Consider the following 18,252-nt stretch of genomic DNA (forward strand, 5'->3'; position numbering starts at 1 on the left):
CCGGTACACCGCTGCGGCTGGCGGCGGCGGTCTCCGGTGGGGCGGACAGCATGGCGCTGCTGCTCTTGCTGCGGCAGCTGCAGCCGAGGTTCGGCTATACGCTCTCTGCCTGCCATGTGAACCACGGTCTGCGCGGGCAGAGCGCCGACCGAGATGAAGCCTTTGTGCGGGCAGAGTGCGCCCGCTTGGGTGTGCCGCTGCGGGTGTTCCATGCCGCAGAGCTTGCCCCGCCCCCAGCGCACGCCGGGGAGGACTGGGCGCGCCGTCTGCGCTACACGGCCTTTGTGCAGCTGCAAGGGCAGGGGATAGATGCCATCGCCACGGCCCATACTGCAAATGACCAAGCCGAAACGCTGCTGCTGCGGCTGGCGCGCGGCACCGGGCTGCACGGGGCTGGCGGCATCCGGCCAAGACGCGGGTGCTACCTGCGCCCGCTGCTTTGCCTGAGCCGCGCCGAGACCGAGGCCGTCTGCCGGGCAGCGGGGCAGCCGTGGGTCACCGACGAGACCAACGATACCAATGCCTACGCCCGCAACCGGCTGCGCCACAGCGCCCTGCCTGCGCTGGAAAGCACCAACGCAGCGGCGGTGCAGAATCTGGCACGGTTCTGTGAAAAGGCCGCGCGGGTGGATGCCTACCTTGCCGCCGGGGCTGCAAAGCTTCTGGCGGCGGCACGCCTGCCCGGCGCAGAACCGGCGTGGCAACTGGCGCTTTTGCAGGCGGCAGATCCGCTGCTGCTGGAGACCGCGCTGCACAGCCTTGTGGCTCCGGTGCGGGACGCAGAGGAAAAATATGTGCAGCTGCTGTGTGCCGTGGTGCGGCAGGGCAGCGGCGCAGTACAGCTGACCGGACAGGTGCGCTTTTGCGCCGGGAACGGCTGTCTGCGGCAGGAAACGCTGCCGCAAGCGCTGCCCCAACAGCCGGAGAACCTGCCGCCGCAGCTGCCCTTTTTGCCCGAAAAACAGCCGGAATTCCGGCTGCGCGGGGGCTGGAAGGGGACTGCGGAGCTGTTAAGAGCCGATTTTGAAGAAAAAATACAAGTCGTTCATAAAAAAGACTTAAAAAATCGGGCGGATTATGCTAGAATAACTACGTTGTACACTAGTCTTGTTCTGCGTGCCCGACAGCCGGGAGACCGCTTCCGGCCTGCGGGGCGGGGGTTGAGCAAACCGCTGCGCAAGTGGATGAACGAGGCCGGTGTCCCGAACGAACTGCGGGATACGCTGCCGCTGCTGGCCAGCGGAAGCGAAATTTTATGGGTGTGTGGAGAAGGCTTTGCCGATGGACTTGCACCGGACACGGAAAGCAGATGGATCCTGCACTTGGATGCAGAGATCGAAACACAGGAGGAAAAACAAATGAGTATGCACGATGATATCAAGACCGTTCTGGTCAGCGAAGAGCAGCTGAAGGCCAAGGTGGCAGAGCTGGGCGCTCAGATCAGCCGGGATTATGCCGGTAAAAATCTGGTGCTGGTGTCCATCCTCAAGGGCTCGGTGGTCTTTATGGCCGATCTGATGCGGGCTGTGAGCATCCCCTGCAATATCGACTTTATGGTGGTCTCCAGCTACGGCGGCAGCAACACCATCACCAGCGGTCTGGTCAAGATCATCAAAGATCTGGACGGTGATCTGTCCGGCAAGGATGTGCTGATCGTGGAGGACATTCTGGACACCGGCGTCACCCTGTCCAACCTTGTGCCCATGCTCAAGATGCGCAACCCGAACTCCGTTAAGATCTGCACCATCCTTGATAAGCCCAGCCGCCGCAAGGCCGACATCCAGCCGGATTACGAGGGTTTCCAGGTGCCGGACGAGTTCGTGGTGGGCTACGGTCTGGACTACGATGAAAAATACCGCAACCTGCCCTATGTCGGCGTGCTGAAGCCCGAGGTCTACACGAAGTAACCTGTCCATTATAAAAATCCAGAACTGGAGTTGATTTTTTTGCAACCGAAGAAACCCCGTTTCAATCCGCTGGTGATCGCCATTGTGCTGGCAGCCGTGCTGATGGTGTGGTCGGTGCTGGGCGGCACCGGCGGCAGCGCCAGCGGCTCTTCCATGGCTTATTCCACGGTGGTACACTATTTTGAAAGCAATCAGGTCACCAAATTCTCGCTGGATCTGAATACCGGCGTGATCACCATGACCCTGAAGGAGGGTGCACAGGAGCTGCCCAACGCTGCCGAGCAGACCACCACCCAGTCCACGGGCGGGCTGCTTTCCGGCCTGCTGTCCTCCTCTTCCTCTGCCCCCACCGGGGTAAAGAAGAACGATGACGGCACCGAGACGGTCAGCTATAAGCTGCCCTACGCCCGGATGTTCGTGGATCATGTGTCGGACTACATCGCCCAGTACGATGCAGCCAACCCCGATGCGCCCATGGTGTACGACTATGTACCTGCCAAGGAAACCATCCCCTGGATGGAGATTTTGTTCTATCTGGCTATGCTGGGTTGCACCGGCTTTTTGCTGTTCTCCATGATGCGCGGCGGTGCTGGTGGCGGCGGCATCATGAACGTAGGCAAGGCCAAGGTAAAGGACGAGCACGAGAACAAAAAGACTGCCACCTTTGCCGATGTGGCCGGTGAGGACGAGGAAAAAGAGGAGCTCAAGGAAGTTGTGGAGTTCCTCAAGAGCCCGGATAAGTTCAATACGCTGGGTGCCCGCATCCCTCACGGCGTGCTGCTGGTGGGCCCTCCGGGTACCGGTAAGACCCTGCTGGCGCGTGCTTGTGCTGGTGAAGCCGGGGTGCCCTTCTACTCCATCTCCGGCTCTGACTTTGTGGAGATGTACGTTGGCGTGGGTGCATCCCGCGTGCGCGATCTGTTCGATAAGGCCAAAAAGACCATGCCCTGCATCATCTTTATTGATGAGATCGACGCTGTGGGTCGTCAGCGCGGCGCAGGTCTGGGCGGCGGTCACGATGAGCGCGAGCAGACCCTGAACCAGCTGCTGGTGGAGATGGACGGTTTCGAGGCCAACGACGGCATCATCGTCATGGCCGCTACCAACCGCGCCGACATTCTGGATAAGGCGCTGCTGCGCCCCGGCCGCTTTGACCGTCAGGTCTATGTGGGTCTGCCGGATGTCAAGGGACGCGAAGAGATCCTGAAGGTGCACACCCGCAACAAGCCCCTTGCACCGGACGTCTCCCTGAAGGTCATTGCCCAGCGCACCGCCGGTTTTGCCGGTGCAGACCTTGAGAACCTTGTCAACGAGGCCGCGCTGCTGGCAGCCCGCCGCAACCGCAAGGCCATTACCATGGAGGACATCGAGGAAGCTTCCATGAAGGTGATGGCTGGCCCCGAGAAGAAGAGCCGCGTGGTCACCCCGGAGGAGAAAAAGCTCACCGCCTACCACGAGGCTGGTCACGCTGTGGCAGGCTTCTACTGCAAGCACCACTCCCGCGTGCACGAGATCACCATCATCCCGCGCGGTCAGGCCGGCGGCTACACCATGTATCTGCCCGAGAAGGATCGCAGCTATGTGACCAAGGGTGAAATGTTTGAGGACATCGTGTCCAGCTTGGGTGGCCGCGTGGCCGAGCAGCTGATCTTGGAGGACATCTCCACCGGTGCTTCCAACGACCTGCAGCAGGCCACCAACATCGCCCGCCAGATGATCACCCGCTACGGCTTCTCCGAGCGTCTGGGCCCCGTGGTCTACGGCACCTCGCAGGAGGAGACCTTCCTTGGCCGCGACTTGGGTCAGGGCAAGGGTTACAGCGAGACCACCGCTGCCGAGATCGACAGCGAGACCCGTGATATCATCGATGAGGCTTACGAGACCTGCCGCCGCACCCTGACGGAGCACATCGACCAGCTCCATGCGCTGGCCAAGGCTCTGATGGAGCGCGAAAAGCTCAACGAGGAGCAGTTCAACACCATTATGGCCGGCGGCACCCTGCCCCCCTGCGAGGACGCAAAACCCGAGCAGGCGCAGCCCGACCAGACCGTGCAGCCTGCCCCGGTGCAGCCCGCAGAGCCTGCCCAGACCGCTGAGCGCGCCGAACCCGCCGAGCAGGCCGAGCCTGCCCAGCCGGAAGTGCCGCAGCCGGATGCCCCGGAGCAGCAGGACTAAGCTTTTTTAGGAAAGGAGCGAGCATCGTGGAGGAAAATTTTAACCCGGTCGCCCAGACCCGTGCAAACTATTATACCCCCGGCAGCCCGGTGCAGTTCGTCTGCGTGGAACTGCTCAAGGGGGATGTCAGCGGCGAGCACGCTGTCTGCCTGACCTTCAAGAATATTTCCCGCGTGACCCTGACCGCACTGGAGATCCACTTCAAGTGCAAGGGCGTGGACGGTGTGATCCTGTGCGAGGACAAGTTCGAGTACCGGGATCTTCAGGTAAAGCCCGGCGAGCTGTTCGGGCAGGACGATGCCGTGTTCATCACGGCAAAGGCAATCACCAGCGTGGATGTTTCGCTGTGCAATGTGTACAACGGCAAGCGTGTGGTGCATCTGGACGGCATCAAGCGTGTGCGTCTGCCTGCGCCCCGCCGTCTGGCCCCAGAGCTGCAAAAGGCGCTGGAAGCCCGCATGAACCGCACCGGGCTCAAGTATCAGCCGCAGGTGTTCGAGAACGGCTGGTACTGCGCCTGCGGTGCCTTCCACCCCACCGAGGAGGATACCGTTTACTGCTCGGAGTGCGGCTGTGACCGCATTCTGCTGCAGAACGCGCTGAACACCCTGCTGCAGCCCGCCGCCCCGGCAGACGAGATGGAAATGCCCCTCAGCGCCCCGGCGGCTCCCGCAGCGTCCGCTGCGGTGGAGGAGCCTACCCGCATCGTGGGTACAGCTCCTGCCGCCCCGGCAGCGCCCGCAGAGGAGCCCACCCGGGTCATGGGCGCAACGGTTTACCAGCCGAAGGCAGCCCCCGTCCAGCCCATCTCGGAGCCTACCCGGGTGCTGGATGCCCCCGCCCGCGCACCGTATTCCGGCGCTGCTGTGGCAGACGAGGGCACCCGCGTGATGCCCGCCGCCGCCCGCCGTCCGGCTCCGGCTCCGGTGCGTCAGCCCGCGCCTGTGGAAGAGGACGAGGAGTACGAGGACAGCCGGGACAGCGTGGCAGAAGCGCTGATCCGCTGGGTGCCGCCCATTACGGCCATCCTGTGTGCAGCCATTGCGCTGTGCGGTTTTGTGTACTACCAGTTCGTGCTGTAAAATAAACTATCCCGGCGGAGGGGGCAGCGTGCCTTCTCCGCCTTTTGTGTGCATTGCACAGAAAGGAAATACCATGCCGGAACAAGCTTTACAAGTGGCTTTTGAGATCAAAACCGCCTGCGATGAGATCAGCCGCCGCCTGCTGCGCTGGCACTGGGAGCGCAAGCCCGGGGCACACAGTCTGGATGCACTGCTGGAGCATATTGCCGCCCGCAAGCAGGAAAGCCCGGATTACTACGACCGTATGCCGGACCTTACCGGCAAGACCAGCTGGCAGCAGCTGGACACCACCCTGTGTATGCGGGTGCTGCTGGACCCGGAGACCGATGCCGCCCGCCCGCTGGATCTGCTGGGCAACACGGCACACCCCTCTGCCGCACGCCATGCCTGCAACGCCATCCGCACCGCCCGCAACGAAGCTGCCCACGCGGCGGTTGCAGCGGACGGCGCACAGGCGGCGCTGCTGTTCAACGAAGCCATCGAGGCGCTGGAGGAGGGCTACGCCGGTACCGCCTTTAAAGAAAACGAGCTGGCGCAGTATTACCGCGAAGCCGAGGACTACCTGAGCCGCTGCAGCGAGGGAAAACCCCTCAAAGCGCGTCAGAGCAGCCCGCAGAACGCACAGCAGGGAAAAGCCGCCGCCCGCAGCAAGCCCCGCAATACCCAGACTGTCCGCAGCACCAAAAGCACTGGCGGGCGGCAGAACACCTCTGCCCGCAGCCGCAGCACCGGTACAAAACAGAGCCACAGCACGGCATCCCGCAGCAAAAAGCAGCAGACCGGCGGCGAGAGCAGGGTGGCGCTGGGCATTATTCTGGCGGCGCTGGTGCTGGGACTTATCGCACGCGCCATCAGCATGGGACTTGTGTAATTGCAGTGTTTTGCGATTCTGGCAGTAAATTGGAAAGCAAAAACGTTTGTGCTGTACAAAACAACCAAAAAAACTGCAGACTGTCCCGCAGAAAAACGGTCATTGCACCTCTTGCGGGAAATGTGAAACGGATTTATAATAAGCATGAAAACGTTTACACATTGCCACCGAAGAGGGAACGGAGAAAATATCCCATGACCATCAGTGATATTGCAAAGCTGGCAGGTGTTTCCAGCGCTGCGGTCAGCCGCTATTTGAACGGCGGCCCCCTCAGCGAACAGAAACGTGCCGTGATACAAGCCGTAGTGGAAAAGACCGGTTACAGCCCGGACACTGCCGCCCAGACCCTGCGCACCGGCAAGGTGCGTCAGGTGGGGGTCATCGTGCCCAGCATCAGCTCCCAGTCGGTGGGGCAGATCACCAGCGGCATTGCAGCCGAACTGGGCGCAAGCCGCTACCTGATGCTGCTGGCAGACACCGAACTGGACGAGCAGATGGAACTGGAATATCTTACAGCATTGCAGCGCAACCATGTAGCCGGTATCATTCTGCTGGGCTATGATTCCAGCCCACAGCTGTGCAAGGCACTGAAGGACTGCCGTGTGCCCGTGGTGGTAACAGGACAGCGCTTTGCAGACCTGCCCTGCGTTTATAACGACGACCGCGCTGCCGCCCGCGACCTGACCCGGAAGATGCTGGAGCATGGCCGCAAAAATATCGTGTATATCGGCGGTAGCGAGCAGGACGCCGCCACCGGCATAGCCCGCCGTCAGGGTGTGCAGGATGCACTGCGGGAGGTGGGACTGAACGCAGATGGTCTGCCCCGCGCTTACTGCGCCGCCTTTTCCATGGAAGAAGGGCACCGCTGCATGGAAGAGCTGCTGGCACGCTGCCCGCAGTTGGACGGTGTAGTCTGCGTGACAGACACCGTGGCCTTTGGCGCTTTGCAGGTGCTGCGCGCTGCCGGGCGCAAAGTAGGGCAGGATGTCGGCCTTGCCGGTATCGGAGACAACTGGGCGGGCAAGGTGGTGGAGCCCGGACTGACCACCATCCGCTTCTACCAGCGGCAGGTAGGGCAGGAAGCTGCCCGGATGCTGCTGCAAAGCTTAGAACATACTGAGCCGGACGCTGCACCGGTGCGCCAGACCACGCTGGGCTATACGCTGGTAGAGCGCGGCTCACTGTAAAAAAGAGGAACGAATGAAACAAAAGCTGATTTTTTTAGATATCGACGGCACTCTGCTGCCCCCGGGCGAGATGCTGATCCCCCAAAGCACGGTCGGGGCGCTGCACAAGGCGCACGCCAACGGCCACAAGCTGTTTCTGTGCACCGGGCGCAACCGGCGCATGACCCAGCCGCTGCTGGACTATGGCTTTGACGGCGCAGTGTGCAGCGCCGGCGGCTATGTGTTCTGCGGGGACAAGGTACTGGTAGACCTGCCTATGGAGCCGCAGCTGGCACAGGATGTGCGCAGCGCCATGGAGCGCCACGGCGTGGAGTGCACACTGGAAGCGCGGGATGCCACCTACGGCAGCCTGAAGATGATAGAGCGCTGGAGCTTTACCCACCGGGATGCAGGCGATCTGAACAGCGAAGCCGCCCGTTGGCGCAAGGCCATGGAGGACGGCATGACCATCAGCCCGCTGGCCGATTATAAGGGCGAGCCGCTGTATAAGATTGTGTATATCGCGGAGCACAGCGAGGACTTGGACGAGGCGAAGCGCCTGTACGAGGACAGATTCGTGTTCTGTGAGAGCAAGCTGGACGGTCTGGATGGCGGCTATGTGAACGGAGAGCTTATCAACCGTAAATTTGACAAGGGACGCGGCATCAAGGCTGTCTGCGACTATTTGGGCGTGCCCCTGCAGGACAGCATCGGCTTTGGCGACAGCGACAACGACCTGCAAATGACCGATGTGGTCGGCATCAGTGTCTGTATGGCCAACGGCTCTGCAAGCCTGAAGCAGCGCTGCGACCGCATTGCCCCCTCGGTGTACGAGGACGGCATTTCTAAGGAATTTGCAGCCTTGGGGCTGATTTGAGATTTCTTTTAGTAAAAACAGGGCAGGGGAACATCCGCAGACGTTCCCCTGCCCTGAAATTATAAATAATACTTTCGCATCATTTTGTAACAAAAAGAGCGCTGCACGGTATTTTGTGCGGCGCTCTCTTTATATTGACAGATCAGTAGTGCAGATCCTCTGCGGTCAGCGCTTCCAGCACGGGCAGCATGGCAGCGGCTTCAGCCTTGGCGGCAGGCAGATCCATATCGCGGTAGTTGCCGCACTCCACCTCGCTGGCACCGGGCACAGTGCCCTCAAAGCCAGCCATAAAGCGGTAGGCATCCACCGTCAGCTGCAGCGCCTGTGCCGGGGTCAGCCCCCGGGTGAGCAGGTAAAAGCCGGTGCGACAGCCCATGGGGCCAACATAGATCACCCCATCCTTCACGGCGCTGTTGCGCGCGTAGGTGGCAAACAGGTGCTCCAGCGTGTGGGCGGCAGCAGTGGTCAGATAATCGCCTTGATTGGGCTTTTTCATGCGGATGTCCCAGGTGAGCACATCGCCGTCCTGACGGCTCAGGTACATCCCGCGCTCCAGCCGGGTGTGATCCACGCAAAAACTTGCGATACGTTCCATACTACGGTTCTCCTTTTATGTCTTAGCCCTGCAGGCGCTGCACACTGCCGTGTGCGCAGTCCACAGCCACCATCAGGCCATCGCGGATGTGGCTGGTAGCACCGGCGGCACCCACAACGGTGGGCTTCAGCAGTGCCTTGCCGGCAATGGCGGCGTGGCTGTTCAGGCCGGGCTCCTCTACCACCAGAGCGGCAGCGTCGCGCACAAAGCTCAGCATCTCGTTGCTGGTGGAGGGCACTACAAGCACCATGCCGGGCTTGAACTTGGCGCGCACCTCGTCCATGGTGCGGCAGACGCAGGCCTTGCCGCTGGCAACATCGTTGTTCTCAGGGCCGACGCCCACGCCGGTAGCCAGACAGTTGCCCACCATGTGGATCTTGATCATGTTGGTGGTGCCGGAAACGCCCACGGGCACGCCTGCGGTCACAACAGCCAGCTCGCCGTTGTGCAGGTATCCGTTCTCCTTGGCCAGAGCAGTGGACATCTCAATCAGCTCATCGGTGCTGTGTGCCAGAGACATCATCAGCGGGGTGATGCCCCAGCTCAGGGACAGCTGACGCTGCACCTGCTCGCGCATGACGCAGGCAATGATGGGCTGCTGCGGGCGGTACTTGCTCAGCAGGCGGGCAGTGGTGCCGGACTCAGACACGGTAACGATGGCGGCGGCGTTCACATCCCGTGCGGTCAGGCAGGCGGCATGGGCGGTAGCGTCAGAGACGCTGATCTTGCCGGGGTTGGAATCCATCATGCGGCCGCGCAGATGGAAACCCTCCTGCTCGGTGCGCTCAGCAATGGCGGACATGGTCTTGAGCGCCTCCACAGGGTAGGCACCGGCAGCGGTCTCACCGGACAGCATAATGGCAGAGGTACCGTCGTAGATGGCGTTTGCCACGTCCGAGATCTCGGCGCGGGTGGGGCGGGGGTTCACGATCATGCTGTCCAGCATCTGGGTAGCGGTGACGATGGGCTTGCCGAAGGAGAAGGAGCGGTCGATGATGGTTTTCTGAATGCCGGGCAGCTCGGTGAAGTCGATCTCCACGCCCAGATCGCCACGGGCCACCATCACGGCATCGGCAGCAGCCAGAATGCTGTCGATGTTGTTCACGCCCTCGCGGTTCTCGATCTTTGCAATGATGCGGATGTTGGAATCGTACTGGTTCAGCAGGTTGCGGATATCGTACACGTCCTGTGCGGTGCGCACAAAGGAAGCGGCGATGAAATCATAGCCCTGCTGGATGCCGAAGATGATATCGTCCTTATCGCGCTGGCTCATATACGGCATAGACAGGTGCACGCCGGGCACGTTGACGCCCTTCTTGTTCTTGATCTTGCCGTTGTTCAGCACGGTGCAGACGATGTCGGTGTCGTTCACGGTCTGGATCTGCAGCTTGATCAGGCCGTCGTCCAGCATGATGGTGCCGTTCGGCTCCACGTCCATGGGCAGATCTTTGTAGGTGATGGAGCAGATCTCGTTGGTGCCCTCCACATCGCGGGTGGTCAGGGTAAAGGTCTGGCCTGCAACCAGGTTCTCTACGCCGTTCTTGAAGTCCTTCAGGCGGATCTCGGGGCCCTTGGTGTCCAGCAGTGCGGCCACGGGCTTGCCCAGCTCCTCGCGCAGAGCCTTCAGCTTTTCAAGGCGTCCCAGATGCTCCTCGTGGGAACCGTGGGAAAAATTGAAACGAGCCACGTTCATGCCGTTGGCGATCAGCTCGCGCAGAACGCCTTCCTTATCGGTGGAAGGGCCAAGGGTGCAAATAATTTTCGTCTTTCTCATGCAATATACCTCCGTCAACTCTCTCTTACCTATATCCGGCACAGCATCCCTGCAGGCTGCTGTGTATGACCAATGGGAGTAAAAGCTCCCGGTACAGCGGGTCGGTTTATATGGCAGAGCGGGAAAACCCAAAACTCTACCACCTATTATTATAATCATTCCGGCGCAAGAGAGCAAGAGGAATTTTTGCTTGAATACAAGTTTTTGCATCTGTTGATGCCCAAAGGAAAGATTGCAAAACTTTTAACGATGCGCCGCAGCTTTCTGCGTGCTGTCTGACAGGGGAAAACTGCTGCAAAACGTGAAAACTGATAAGAACATACAAGACTGCTTCCTCTTGCATCGGAGGGGGTTTTTGCTTATAATAGGGGTAATAAAGTAGTACTGTTCCGGGGAACGCCCGGAGAATGGAGTGACCATTATGGAAAAACGTGTTTTTCTGATCGTGCTGGACAGCTTTGGCATCGGCGCAGAGCCGGACGCCGCTGCCTTTGGCGATGCAGGCACCAACACCCTGGGTGCCATTGCGAACCACCCCAATTTCAATTGCCCCAACCTGCGCAAGCTGGGCTTGTTCAACATTGACGGTGTGACCGCAGGGGAGAAAACGGATGCCCCGGCGGCTGCCTTTGCCCGCCTGCAGGAGCAGAGCATGGGCAAGGATACCACCATCGGCCACTGGGAAATCGCCGGTGTGGTCAGCCCGGAGCCGCTGCCCACCTTCCCCGAGGGCTTCCCGGAGGAGCTGATCCGGGAGTATGAGCAAAAGACCGGCCACAAGGTACTGTGCAACAAGCCCTATTCCGGCACGCAGGTGCTGAAGGACTACGGCGAGCAGGCCATGCGGGAAAATGCCCTCATCGTCTATACCAGCGCCGACAGCGTTTTTCAGGTGGCTGCCAACGAGGAGCTTGTACCGGTGCAGGAGCTGTACCGCTACTGCGAGATTGCCCGGGAAATGCTCAAGGGCAAGTACGGCGTGGGCCGTGTGATCGCCCGCCCCTTCCTTGGCAACAGCGCGGATACCTTCTACCGCACCACCAACCGCCACGACCTGAGCCTGAAGCCGCCCCGCGCCACCATGCTGGATCTGCTGAAGGATGCCGGTAAGGACGTGATCGCTGTGGGCAAGATCTACGATATTTTTGACGGCGAGGGCGTGACCGAAAAGATCAAGACCACCGGCAACACCAACGGCATCGCCTTTACCAAGGCCTTGCAGACCCGGGATTTTGAAGGCCTTGCTTTCGTAAATCTGGTAGACTTTGATATGCTCTATGGCCACCGCCGCGATGTGGCAGGCTACGCTGCCGCCGCTACCGAGTTCGACCGTTTTCTGGCTGATTTCCTCCCGGGAATGCGGGAGGGTGACCTGCTCATGATCACTGCCGACCACGGCTGTGATCCCTCTTACACCAAGACCACCGACCATACCCGCGAGTATGTGCCGTATCTGGTCTGCGGCAAGGGTGTGAAGGCGGGGACGGATCTGGGCACCAAGCTGTGCTTCGGCACCATCGCCCAGACCATCTGCGAATATCTGGAAGTGGACGCCTCCACGCTGGACGGCAAGAGCGTATGGCAGGAAATCCGGGCATAAAACGCCCCCAAAAACAGTAAGAACAGGAGCGTGAAACGATGCGTATTTATGATCTGATCGCAAAAAAGCGGGATGGCGGCACCCACACCCGGGAAGAGCTGGAAGCTATTGTCAACGGCTTTGTCAGCGGGGAAGTGGCCGACTATCAGATGGCTGCATGGATGATGGCGGTGTATCTGCGCGGCATGACCAATGAGGAGACCGCCGAACTGACTGATGTGATGGCGCACAGCGGTGTGATGGTAGACCTTTCGCCCATTCCGGGCATCAAGGTGGACAAGCACTCCACCGGCGGCGTGGGCGATAAGACCACGCTGGTCATTGCGCCCATCGTGGCAGCCTGCGGGGTGAAGATCGCCAAAATGAGCGGCCGGGGCTTAGGCCACACCGGCGGCACCATCGACAAGATGGAGAGCGTGCCCGGCACAAAAACTGCCCTCTCGCAGGAGGAGTTTTTTGCACAGGTGAACCAGATCGGTCTGTCGGTCATCGGCCAGAGCGAGGGCATTGCCGTGGCAGATAAAAAGATGTACGCCCTGCGGGACGTTACCGCTACTGTCAGCTGCATCCCGCTGATTGCGTCCAGCATCATGTCCAAAAAGCTGGCCTCCGGTTCAGACGCCATCCTGCTGGACGTCACCACCGGCACCGGTGCTTTTATGAAAACTGTTGACCAGAGCATTGAGCTGGCACAGCTGATGGTCGCCATTGGTACCCACCATGGCCGCCGGGTAGCCGCCATGATCACCGATATGGACACCCCGCTGGGGCACAACATCGGCAACAGTCTGGAAGTGATGGAGAGCATGGACGTGCTCAAAGGCCACGGCCCGGCAGACCTGACCGAGGTGTGTCTGCAATTGGCGGCCAATATGCTGGTGCTGGCAGGCAAGGGCGATGCCGCCCACTGCCGCGCTATGGCCGAGGCTGTCATTGCGGACGGCTCTGCCTTTGCCAAGTGCAAGGAAATGTTTGCCGCGCAGGGCGGCGACATCCGGGTGCTGGATGATTACAGCCTGTTTGCACAGCCCGCCGCCAGATACGAGCTGCTGGCCGAGCAGGACGGCTACATCACGGCCAACGATGCGGAAAAGATCGGTTCTGCCAGCGTGCTGCTGGGCGCGGGCCGCCAGAAAAAAGGCGACCCGCTGGACTTTGCCGCCGGTATCACCCTGCACAAAAAGCGCGGTGACTACGTCCATAAGGGCGAAAGCCTTGCCACCTTCTACGGCGCTGCGGACAAGTTTGAAGCTGCCGCAGCCGAGTACCGCAGCGGCCTTGTGTACGGCGCTGAAAAGCCGGAGGAAGCCCCGCTGGTGTACGCCCTTGTCACCAAAGACGGCGTAGAGCGGTACTGAGACCGGACAGCAGGGGAGAACCCTGTTTTCCGCGAAAATGCAAGGTCGGGCAGCCCGCAGGCTGACCGACCTTGCTCTTATAACAATATTTTTTCCGCTGAGGATGCCCAAAGCGTACGCGGTGGGCATTCTAAATCGTTTCGTCCCAAGGGGACTGCTGCACAAAGCTGTGTGGCAGTCCCTTTTTGCGCTTTCACGCTGAGAACAGGCCATCTTGCACAAAAGAACTGTCGCTTTTTAAGCAATTCGCTGTATTTGCGGGACAAACGGTAGAACTTTGCATCGGGATATGGTATACTACACTGTACTTGTATGCCCCGGGAAAAGGGGCTGCCAAAGGAGAAAGGACTTGTTATGAAGATCATTCTGGTGGGCGGCGGCAAGGTCGGTACGGCTCTGGCACGCCAGCTCAGCGAGGAAGGCCACAACGTGACTGTGGTGGACACCAACAAAGCGCGCGTGGAACACCTGACCGAAAGCTACGACGTGCTGGGCATCGTGGGCAATGGCTCGTCCATCACCACCCTGTCCGAGGCGGGCATTGAGGATGCGGACGTGTTCATTGCGGTCACCGGCTCGGACGAACTGAACCTGCTTTGCTGCATGTTCGCCAAAAAGGCGGGCCACTGCCACGGCATTGCCCGCGTGCGCAACCCATCCTACAGCCACGAGCTGGACTTTATCAAAAAGCAGATCGGCATTTCCGCCATCATCAACCCGGAAATGGCAGCGGCAAAGGAGATCTCTCATCTGCTGCGTTTCCCCGGTGCCAGCAAGATCGATACCTTTGCGGACGGCCGTGTGCGGCTGATCAAGTTTGCGCTGCCCGATGCACTGGACGGCGTAGCCATTCGAGAGATCCCCACCCGGCTCAAGAGCGATATTCTGGTGTGCGCGGTGGAGCGTGAGGGCGGGGTCATCATCCCCAACGGTAACTTTGTGCTGCAAAAGGGCGATCAGGTCACTTTCCTTGCTACGCAGGAAAAAGCTCACGCCTTCTTCCAGCAGCTGCATCTGCCGGTGCAGCCGGTACGCAACGCCCTCATCGTGGGCGGCGGTGCCATTGCTTACTACCTCAGTCAGGAACTGCTGGAAAACCATGTGCGGGTGCGCATTGTGGAGCGGGACGCTGCCCGCTGCGTAGAACTGGCTGAGCAGCTGCCCGGTGCCCAGATCCTGAACGAGGACGGCTCCAACCGCGAGTTTTTGCTTTCCGAGGGTCTGGAATCCACCGAAGCCTTTGTGGCGCTGACCAACATCGACGAGGAGAACGTGCTGCTGACCCTGTTTGCCAAAAAGCACTCCAACGGCAAGCTGGTGACCAAGGTCAACCGTCTGGAATTTGACGATATTCTGGCCGGGCTGGATCTGGGCAGCGTGGTCTACCCCAAGTACATGACCTGTGACTACATCGTGCAGTACGTCCGCGCCCTGCAAAACGAGGCAGGCAACAACATCAAGACTCTGTACCGCATACTGGATGACCGCGTGGAGGCACTGGAATTTACAGTGCACGAGGAGAGCGCCGCTACCGGTGTGCCCCTGAGCCAGCTGCACCTGAAAAAGAACCTGCTGCTGTGCTGTATTACCCGCGGCAGCAAGATCCTGATTCCCCGCGGCGGCGACCAGATCCAAGTGGGCGATAACGTCATCGTGGTCACGCTGGAGCATGGTCTGCACGATCTGCGCGATATCGTGGAGCACTGACGGAGGCGGACTATGAATTATGCGATCGTTTTCCGTCTGCTGGGCTATGTGCTAATGATCGAGGGCGCGTTGTTGCTGCTGCCCGCCGCCGCCAGCTTAGTGTATGGCGAGTGGATGGTGCTGGGCGTGTTTCTGCTCACAGCTGCCGTCAGCGCCGGTATCGGCTACGCCCTGCACACCATCAAACCCCGCAGTAAGGTGTTCTATATGCGCGAAGGCTTTGCGGCTACCTCGCTGTGCTGGGTGTTCATCTCGGTGATGGGCGCGGTGCCCTTTGTGCTCACCGGCTGCATCCCGAACCCTGTGGATGCCCTGTTTGAGACGGTCTCCGGCTTTACCACCACCGGTGCCAGCATTCTGCCCGCCGTGGAGGGGCTGCCCAACGGCATTCTGTTCTGGCGCAGCTTCACCCACTGGATTGGCGGCATGGGTGTTCTGGTGTTTCTGCTCTCGCTGCTGCCGCTGACCGGCGGCTCCCACGTCAACCTGATGAAGGCGGAAAGCCCCGGCCCGCAGGTGGATAAGCTGGTGCCTAAGGTACAGTCCACCGCTAAGATCCTGTACGGCATCTACTTTGCCCTTACCATGCTGGAGCTGGTGTTCCTGCTGATTGGCCGAATGCCTCTGTTCGAAGCCATGCTCACCGCCTTTGGTACGGCGGGTACCGGCGGCTTCGGCTTCCGCAACGACAGCTTTGCCAGTTTTTCGCCCTACATCCAGTGGGTCGTGACCATCTTCATGATCCTGTTCGGCGTCAACTTCAACGCCTATTTCCTGCTGCTCATGCGCAAGTTCCGCCGCGCTGCTGCCAGCGAGGAGGTGCGGGGCTACTTTGTGGTCATCGCAGTGGCAGTGGGTATCATCACCGCCAACATTTATAGTATGTACAACAGCTTTGGCGAGGCGCTGCGGCAGGCCGCTTTTCAGGTGGGCTCCATCATCACCACCACCGGCTTTTCCAGCTGCGATTTTGACCTGTGGCCAACCCTCTCTAAAGAGATTCTGGTCATGCTCATGTTCATTGGTGCCTGCGCGGGCAGCACCGGCGGCGGCATCAAAGTGAGCCGTTTCCTCATTCTGGGTAAGACCCTGGCCAAGGAGCTCAAGACCGCCCTGCACCCGCAGGTGGTAGCGCCCGCCCGCATGGACGGCAAGCTGTTGAACCACGAGACCATCCGCACCACCAACGTGTTCATTGCGGCCTATATCTTTATTTTTGCGGCCTCCTTCTTCCTCATCAGCCTGAACGGCTTTGATATGGTGACGAACTTTACCGCCGTGGCTGCTACCCTGAACAACATCGGCCCGGGCTTGGAAATGGCAGGCCCAATGCAGAACTTCGGCTGCTTTGCAGACCCCGCAAAGCTGGTGCTCATCTTCGATATGCTGGCCGGCCGTCTGGAGATCTTCCCCATGCTGGTGCTGTTTATGCCGGATACATGGCGGCGGTTCTAAGCCTTTTTGGCGCGAAACAAGAAAGAAAATTATTATTTCAGAACACCGGAGTCTCTATGGACGCTCCGGTGTTCTTTTTTGTGAAAGAAGCTGCAAAGGCAGGTGGCAACGGTTAGAAATGCCTTGCGTTCAGCGCCGCATTGCAGTATGATTATAATATCAATTATCTGACCCTTACCCCTGAGCAGGCAGAACCATTTTTGCAAATGAAATCGTTCTGCATGATAAAGAAGAGAGCAAAAACAATAAAACATACAGGAGGAAATTATTATGGGTTTGATCAAAGCAGGTATGGGCGCACTGGGCGGAACTCTTGCAGACCAGTGGAAGGAATTTTTCTACTGCGATTCTCTGGATAAGGATGTGCTGATGGTCAAGGGCCAGAAGCGCACTTCCCGCCGCAGCTCCAACCACGGCGAGGATAATATCATCACCAACGGCAGCGGCGTTGCCGTGGCCGATGGTCAGTGTATGCTCATCGTGGAGCAGGGCAAGGTGGTGGAAGTGTGCGCCGAGCCGGGCGAGTATACCTTCAATTCCTCCACCGAGCCCAGCATGTTCACCGGCAACTTCGGCGATAGTCTGGCAGCAACCTTCCAGACCGTAGCCAAGCGCTTTACCTACGGTGGCGACACCGGCAAGGATCAGCGGGTGTACTACATCAACACCAAGGAACTGGGCGAGATCCTGTACGGCACCGCAACGCCCATCCCGTTCCGCGTGGTGGTCAGCGAGGAGCGGGGCTACAAGCTCTCGGTGAACATCCGCTGCAACGGCAGCTTTACTTACCGCATCTGCGACCCGCTGCTGTTCTACACCAACGTGTGCAGCAACGTCTCCACCCAGTACGATGCCTCGGAGCTGGCTCCTCGCCTGAAGAGCGAGCTGATGAACGCTCTGCAGCCTGCGCTGGCCACCCTTTCGGCCAACAAGGTGCAGTATTACGAGATCCCCGCCCACACGCTGGAGATCTCCGAGGCGCTCAACGAGCAACTGTCCAACGTCTGGCGCAAAAAGCGCGGCATTGAGGTATTCTCCTTCAACATCAACTCCCTGTCCATCCCGGAGGAGCAGCAGAAGAAGATCACCGAGTGGGAAGAAAACGCCATGACCACCGATCCCACCACCGCCGCTGCCCGTCTGGTGGGCGGTCAGATCGACGCCATGAAGACCGCCGCCGGGAACACTGCCGGTGCCATGACCGGCTTTATGGGCATGGGCATGGCGGCCGGTGCCAACGGCATGAACGCCCAGAACCTGTTCGCCATGGGGCAGCAGCCCGCAGCACCCCAGCAGCAGACTTCTGCCGCCGACAGCTGGAAGTGCAGTTGCGGCGCTATCGCCACCGGCAAGTTCTGCCCGGAATGCGGCAGCAAAAAGCCGGAGCCGAAGCCCGCGGACAGCTGGACTTGCAGCTGCGGTGCCACCGTCACCGGCAAATTCTGCCCGGAGTGCGGCAAGCCCCGCTCGGCGGCAGCAGAGGGCTGGACTTGCAGCTGCGGCGCGGTGAACAAGGGCAAGTTCTGCTCCGAGTGTGGCAAACCTAAGCCCGCCGGTACCCCCAAGTATAAGTGCGACAAGTGCGGCTGGGAACCGGCAGACCCCGCACACCCGCCTAAGTTCTGCCCGGAGTGCGGCGACCCCTTTGACGAGAACGACCGCAGCTAAGCCCGCTGCACAATAAC

Annotated in this window: 14 protein-coding genes and 1 pseudogene; 13 read left to right on the forward strand and 2 right to left on the reverse strand. The window is 60.0% G+C overall.

Annotation, left to right across the window (positions count from 1 at the left end):
* Window positions 1-50: 50 nt before the first annotated feature.
* The 7 genes and pseudogenes from tilS to C7J97_RS03215 all read left to right on the forward strand — a co-directional run.
* A pseudogene (gene tilS, locus C7J97_RS03185) lies at window positions 51-1,253 on the forward strand (tRNA lysidine(34) synthetase TilS); the annotation flags it as partial.
* A gap of 105 nt (window positions 1,254-1,358) precedes the next feature.
* Window positions 1,359-1,907: a hypoxanthine phosphoribosyltransferase gene (hpt, locus tag C7J97_RS03190; protein ID WP_112090348.1), complete on the forward strand. Its 549-nt coding sequence runs from the start codon at window positions 1,359-1,361 to the stop codon at window positions 1,905-1,907.
* Between the two features lie 96 nt (window positions 1,908-2,003).
* Window positions 2,004-4,082, forward strand: a complete 2,079-nt coding sequence (gene ftsH, locus C7J97_RS03195; RefSeq protein WP_423240873.1) for an ATP-dependent zinc metalloprotease FtsH — start codon at window positions 2,004-2,006, stop codon at window positions 4,080-4,082.
* Window positions 4,083-4,108: 26 nt separating this feature from the next.
* Window positions 4,109-5,164, forward strand: a complete 1,056-nt coding sequence (locus tag C7J97_RS03200; protein ID WP_113992015.1) for a hypothetical protein — start codon at window positions 4,109-4,111, stop codon at window positions 5,162-5,164.
* Window positions 5,165-5,237: 73 nt separating this feature from the next.
* Entirely contained in the window at window positions 5,238-6,035 is a 798-nt protein-coding gene (locus C7J97_RS03205; RefSeq protein WP_113992055.1) for a hypothetical protein, read from the forward strand.
* 194 nt (window positions 6,036-6,229) lie between these two features.
* Complete coding sequence (locus C7J97_RS03210; protein WP_113992016.1) at window positions 6,230-7,222, forward strand: LacI family DNA-binding transcriptional regulator; 993 nt, start codon at window positions 6,230-6,232, stop codon at window positions 7,220-7,222.
* Window positions 7,223-7,235: 13 nt separating this feature from the next.
* Window positions 7,236-8,078 (forward strand): HAD family hydrolase, encoded by an 843-nt coding sequence (locus C7J97_RS03215; RefSeq protein WP_113992017.1) that lies wholly within the window; start codon window positions 7,236-7,238, stop codon window positions 8,076-8,078.
* Window positions 8,079-8,220: 142 nt separating this feature from the next.
* On the opposite strand, the gene C7J97_RS03220 is transcribed toward C7J97_RS03215, so the two are convergent.
* Both C7J97_RS03220 and pyk read right to left on the reverse strand, forming a co-directional pair.
* Window positions 8,221-8,673: an S-ribosylhomocysteine lyase gene (locus C7J97_RS03220; RefSeq protein ID WP_113992018.1), complete on the reverse strand. Its 453-nt coding sequence runs from the start codon at window positions 8,671-8,673 to the stop codon at window positions 8,221-8,223.
* Window positions 8,674-8,695: 22 nt separating this feature from the next.
* Window positions 8,696-10,447 (reverse strand): pyruvate kinase, encoded by a 1,752-nt coding sequence (gene pyk / locus C7J97_RS03225; protein WP_113621131.1) that lies wholly within the window; start codon window positions 10,445-10,447, stop codon window positions 8,696-8,698.
* Window positions 10,448-10,519: 72 nt separating this feature from the next.
* Here pyk and C7J97_RS15165 point away from each other — a divergent pair, with 72 nt between their 5' ends.
* The 6 genes from C7J97_RS15165 to C7J97_RS03250 all read left to right on the forward strand — a co-directional run bounded on the left by C7J97_RS15165 (window position 10,520) and on the right by C7J97_RS03250 (window position 18,235).
* Window positions 10,520-10,726 (forward strand): hypothetical protein, encoded by a 207-nt coding sequence (locus tag C7J97_RS15165; protein WP_005923559.1) that lies wholly within the window; start codon window positions 10,520-10,522, stop codon window positions 10,724-10,726.
* Window positions 10,727-10,868: 142 nt separating this feature from the next.
* On the forward strand, window positions 10,869-12,047 hold the full coding sequence (locus C7J97_RS03230) for a phosphopentomutase (protein WP_005923562.1): 1,179 nt from the start codon (window positions 10,869-10,871) through the stop codon (window positions 12,045-12,047).
* 38 nt (window positions 12,048-12,085) lie between these two features.
* Window positions 12,086-13,405 (forward strand): thymidine phosphorylase, encoded by a 1,320-nt coding sequence (locus tag C7J97_RS03235; protein WP_113992019.1) that lies wholly within the window; start codon window positions 12,086-12,088, stop codon window positions 13,403-13,405.
* A 354-nt stretch (window positions 13,406-13,759) separates the two neighbouring features.
* The gene (gene trkA / locus C7J97_RS03240; protein WP_055185070.1) at window positions 13,760-15,112 is read left to right on the forward strand and encodes a Trk system potassium transporter TrkA; all 1,353 of its coding nucleotides are present in this window, start codon (window positions 13,760-13,762) and stop codon (window positions 15,110-15,112) included.
* 12 nt (window positions 15,113-15,124) lie between these two features.
* Window positions 15,125-16,567, forward strand: coding sequence for a TrkH family potassium uptake protein (locus C7J97_RS03245; RefSeq protein ID WP_113992020.1), 1,443 nt, complete (start codon window positions 15,125-15,127; stop codon window positions 16,565-16,567).
* Between the two features lie 270 nt (window positions 16,568-16,837).
* On the forward strand, window positions 16,838-18,235 hold the full coding sequence (locus C7J97_RS03250; protein ID WP_113992021.1) for an SPFH domain-containing protein: 1,398 nt from the start codon (window positions 16,838-16,840) through the stop codon (window positions 18,233-18,235).
* Window positions 18,236-18,252: the final 17 nt, after the last annotated feature.

It is taken from the genome of Faecalibacterium prausnitzii (genome assembly GCF_003324185.1).
GTDB lineage: Bacteria > Bacillota > Clostridia > Oscillospirales > Ruminococcaceae > Faecalibacterium > Faecalibacterium prausnitzii.

Bases quoted from the DNA above. Each gene is read 5' to 3' on its own strand.
- hpt (WP_112090348.1), top strand. From the start codon at position 1,359: ATGAGTATGCACGATGATATCAAGACCGTTCTGGTCAGCGAAGAGCAG.
- C7J97_RS03205 (WP_113992055.1), top strand. From the start codon at position 5,238: ATGCCGGAACAAGCTTTACAAGTGGCTTTTGAGATCAAAACCGCCTGC.
- C7J97_RS03210 (WP_113992016.1), top strand. From the start codon at position 6,230: ATGACCATCAGTGATATTGCAAAGCTGGCAGGTGTTTCCAGCGCTGCG.
- C7J97_RS03215 (WP_113992017.1), top strand. From the start codon at position 7,236: ATGAAACAAAAGCTGATTTTTTTAGATATCGACGGCACTCTGCTGCCC.
- C7J97_RS03220 (WP_113992018.1), bottom strand. From the start codon at position 8,673: ATGGAACGTATCGCAAGTTTTTGCGTGGATCACACCCGGCTGGAGCGC.
- pyk (WP_113621131.1), bottom strand. From the start codon at position 10,447: ATGAGAAAGACGAAAATTATTTGCACCCTTGGCCCTTCCACCGATAAG.
- C7J97_RS15165 (WP_005923559.1), top strand. From the start codon at position 10,520: ATGGGAGTAAAAGCTCCCGGTACAGCGGGTCGGTTTATATGGCAGAGC.
- C7J97_RS03230 (WP_005923562.1), top strand. From the start codon at position 10,869: ATGGAAAAACGTGTTTTTCTGATCGTGCTGGACAGCTTTGGCATCGGC.
- C7J97_RS03235 (WP_113992019.1), top strand. From the start codon at position 12,086: ATGCGTATTTATGATCTGATCGCAAAAAAGCGGGATGGCGGCACCCAC.
- trkA (WP_055185070.1), top strand. From the start codon at position 13,760: ATGAAGATCATTCTGGTGGGCGGCGGCAAGGTCGGTACGGCTCTGGCA.
- C7J97_RS03245 (WP_113992020.1), top strand. From the start codon at position 15,125: ATGAATTATGCGATCGTTTTCCGTCTGCTGGGCTATGTGCTAATGATC.
- C7J97_RS03250 (WP_113992021.1), top strand. From the start codon at position 16,838: ATGGGTTTGATCAAAGCAGGTATGGGCGCACTGGGCGGAACTCTTGCA.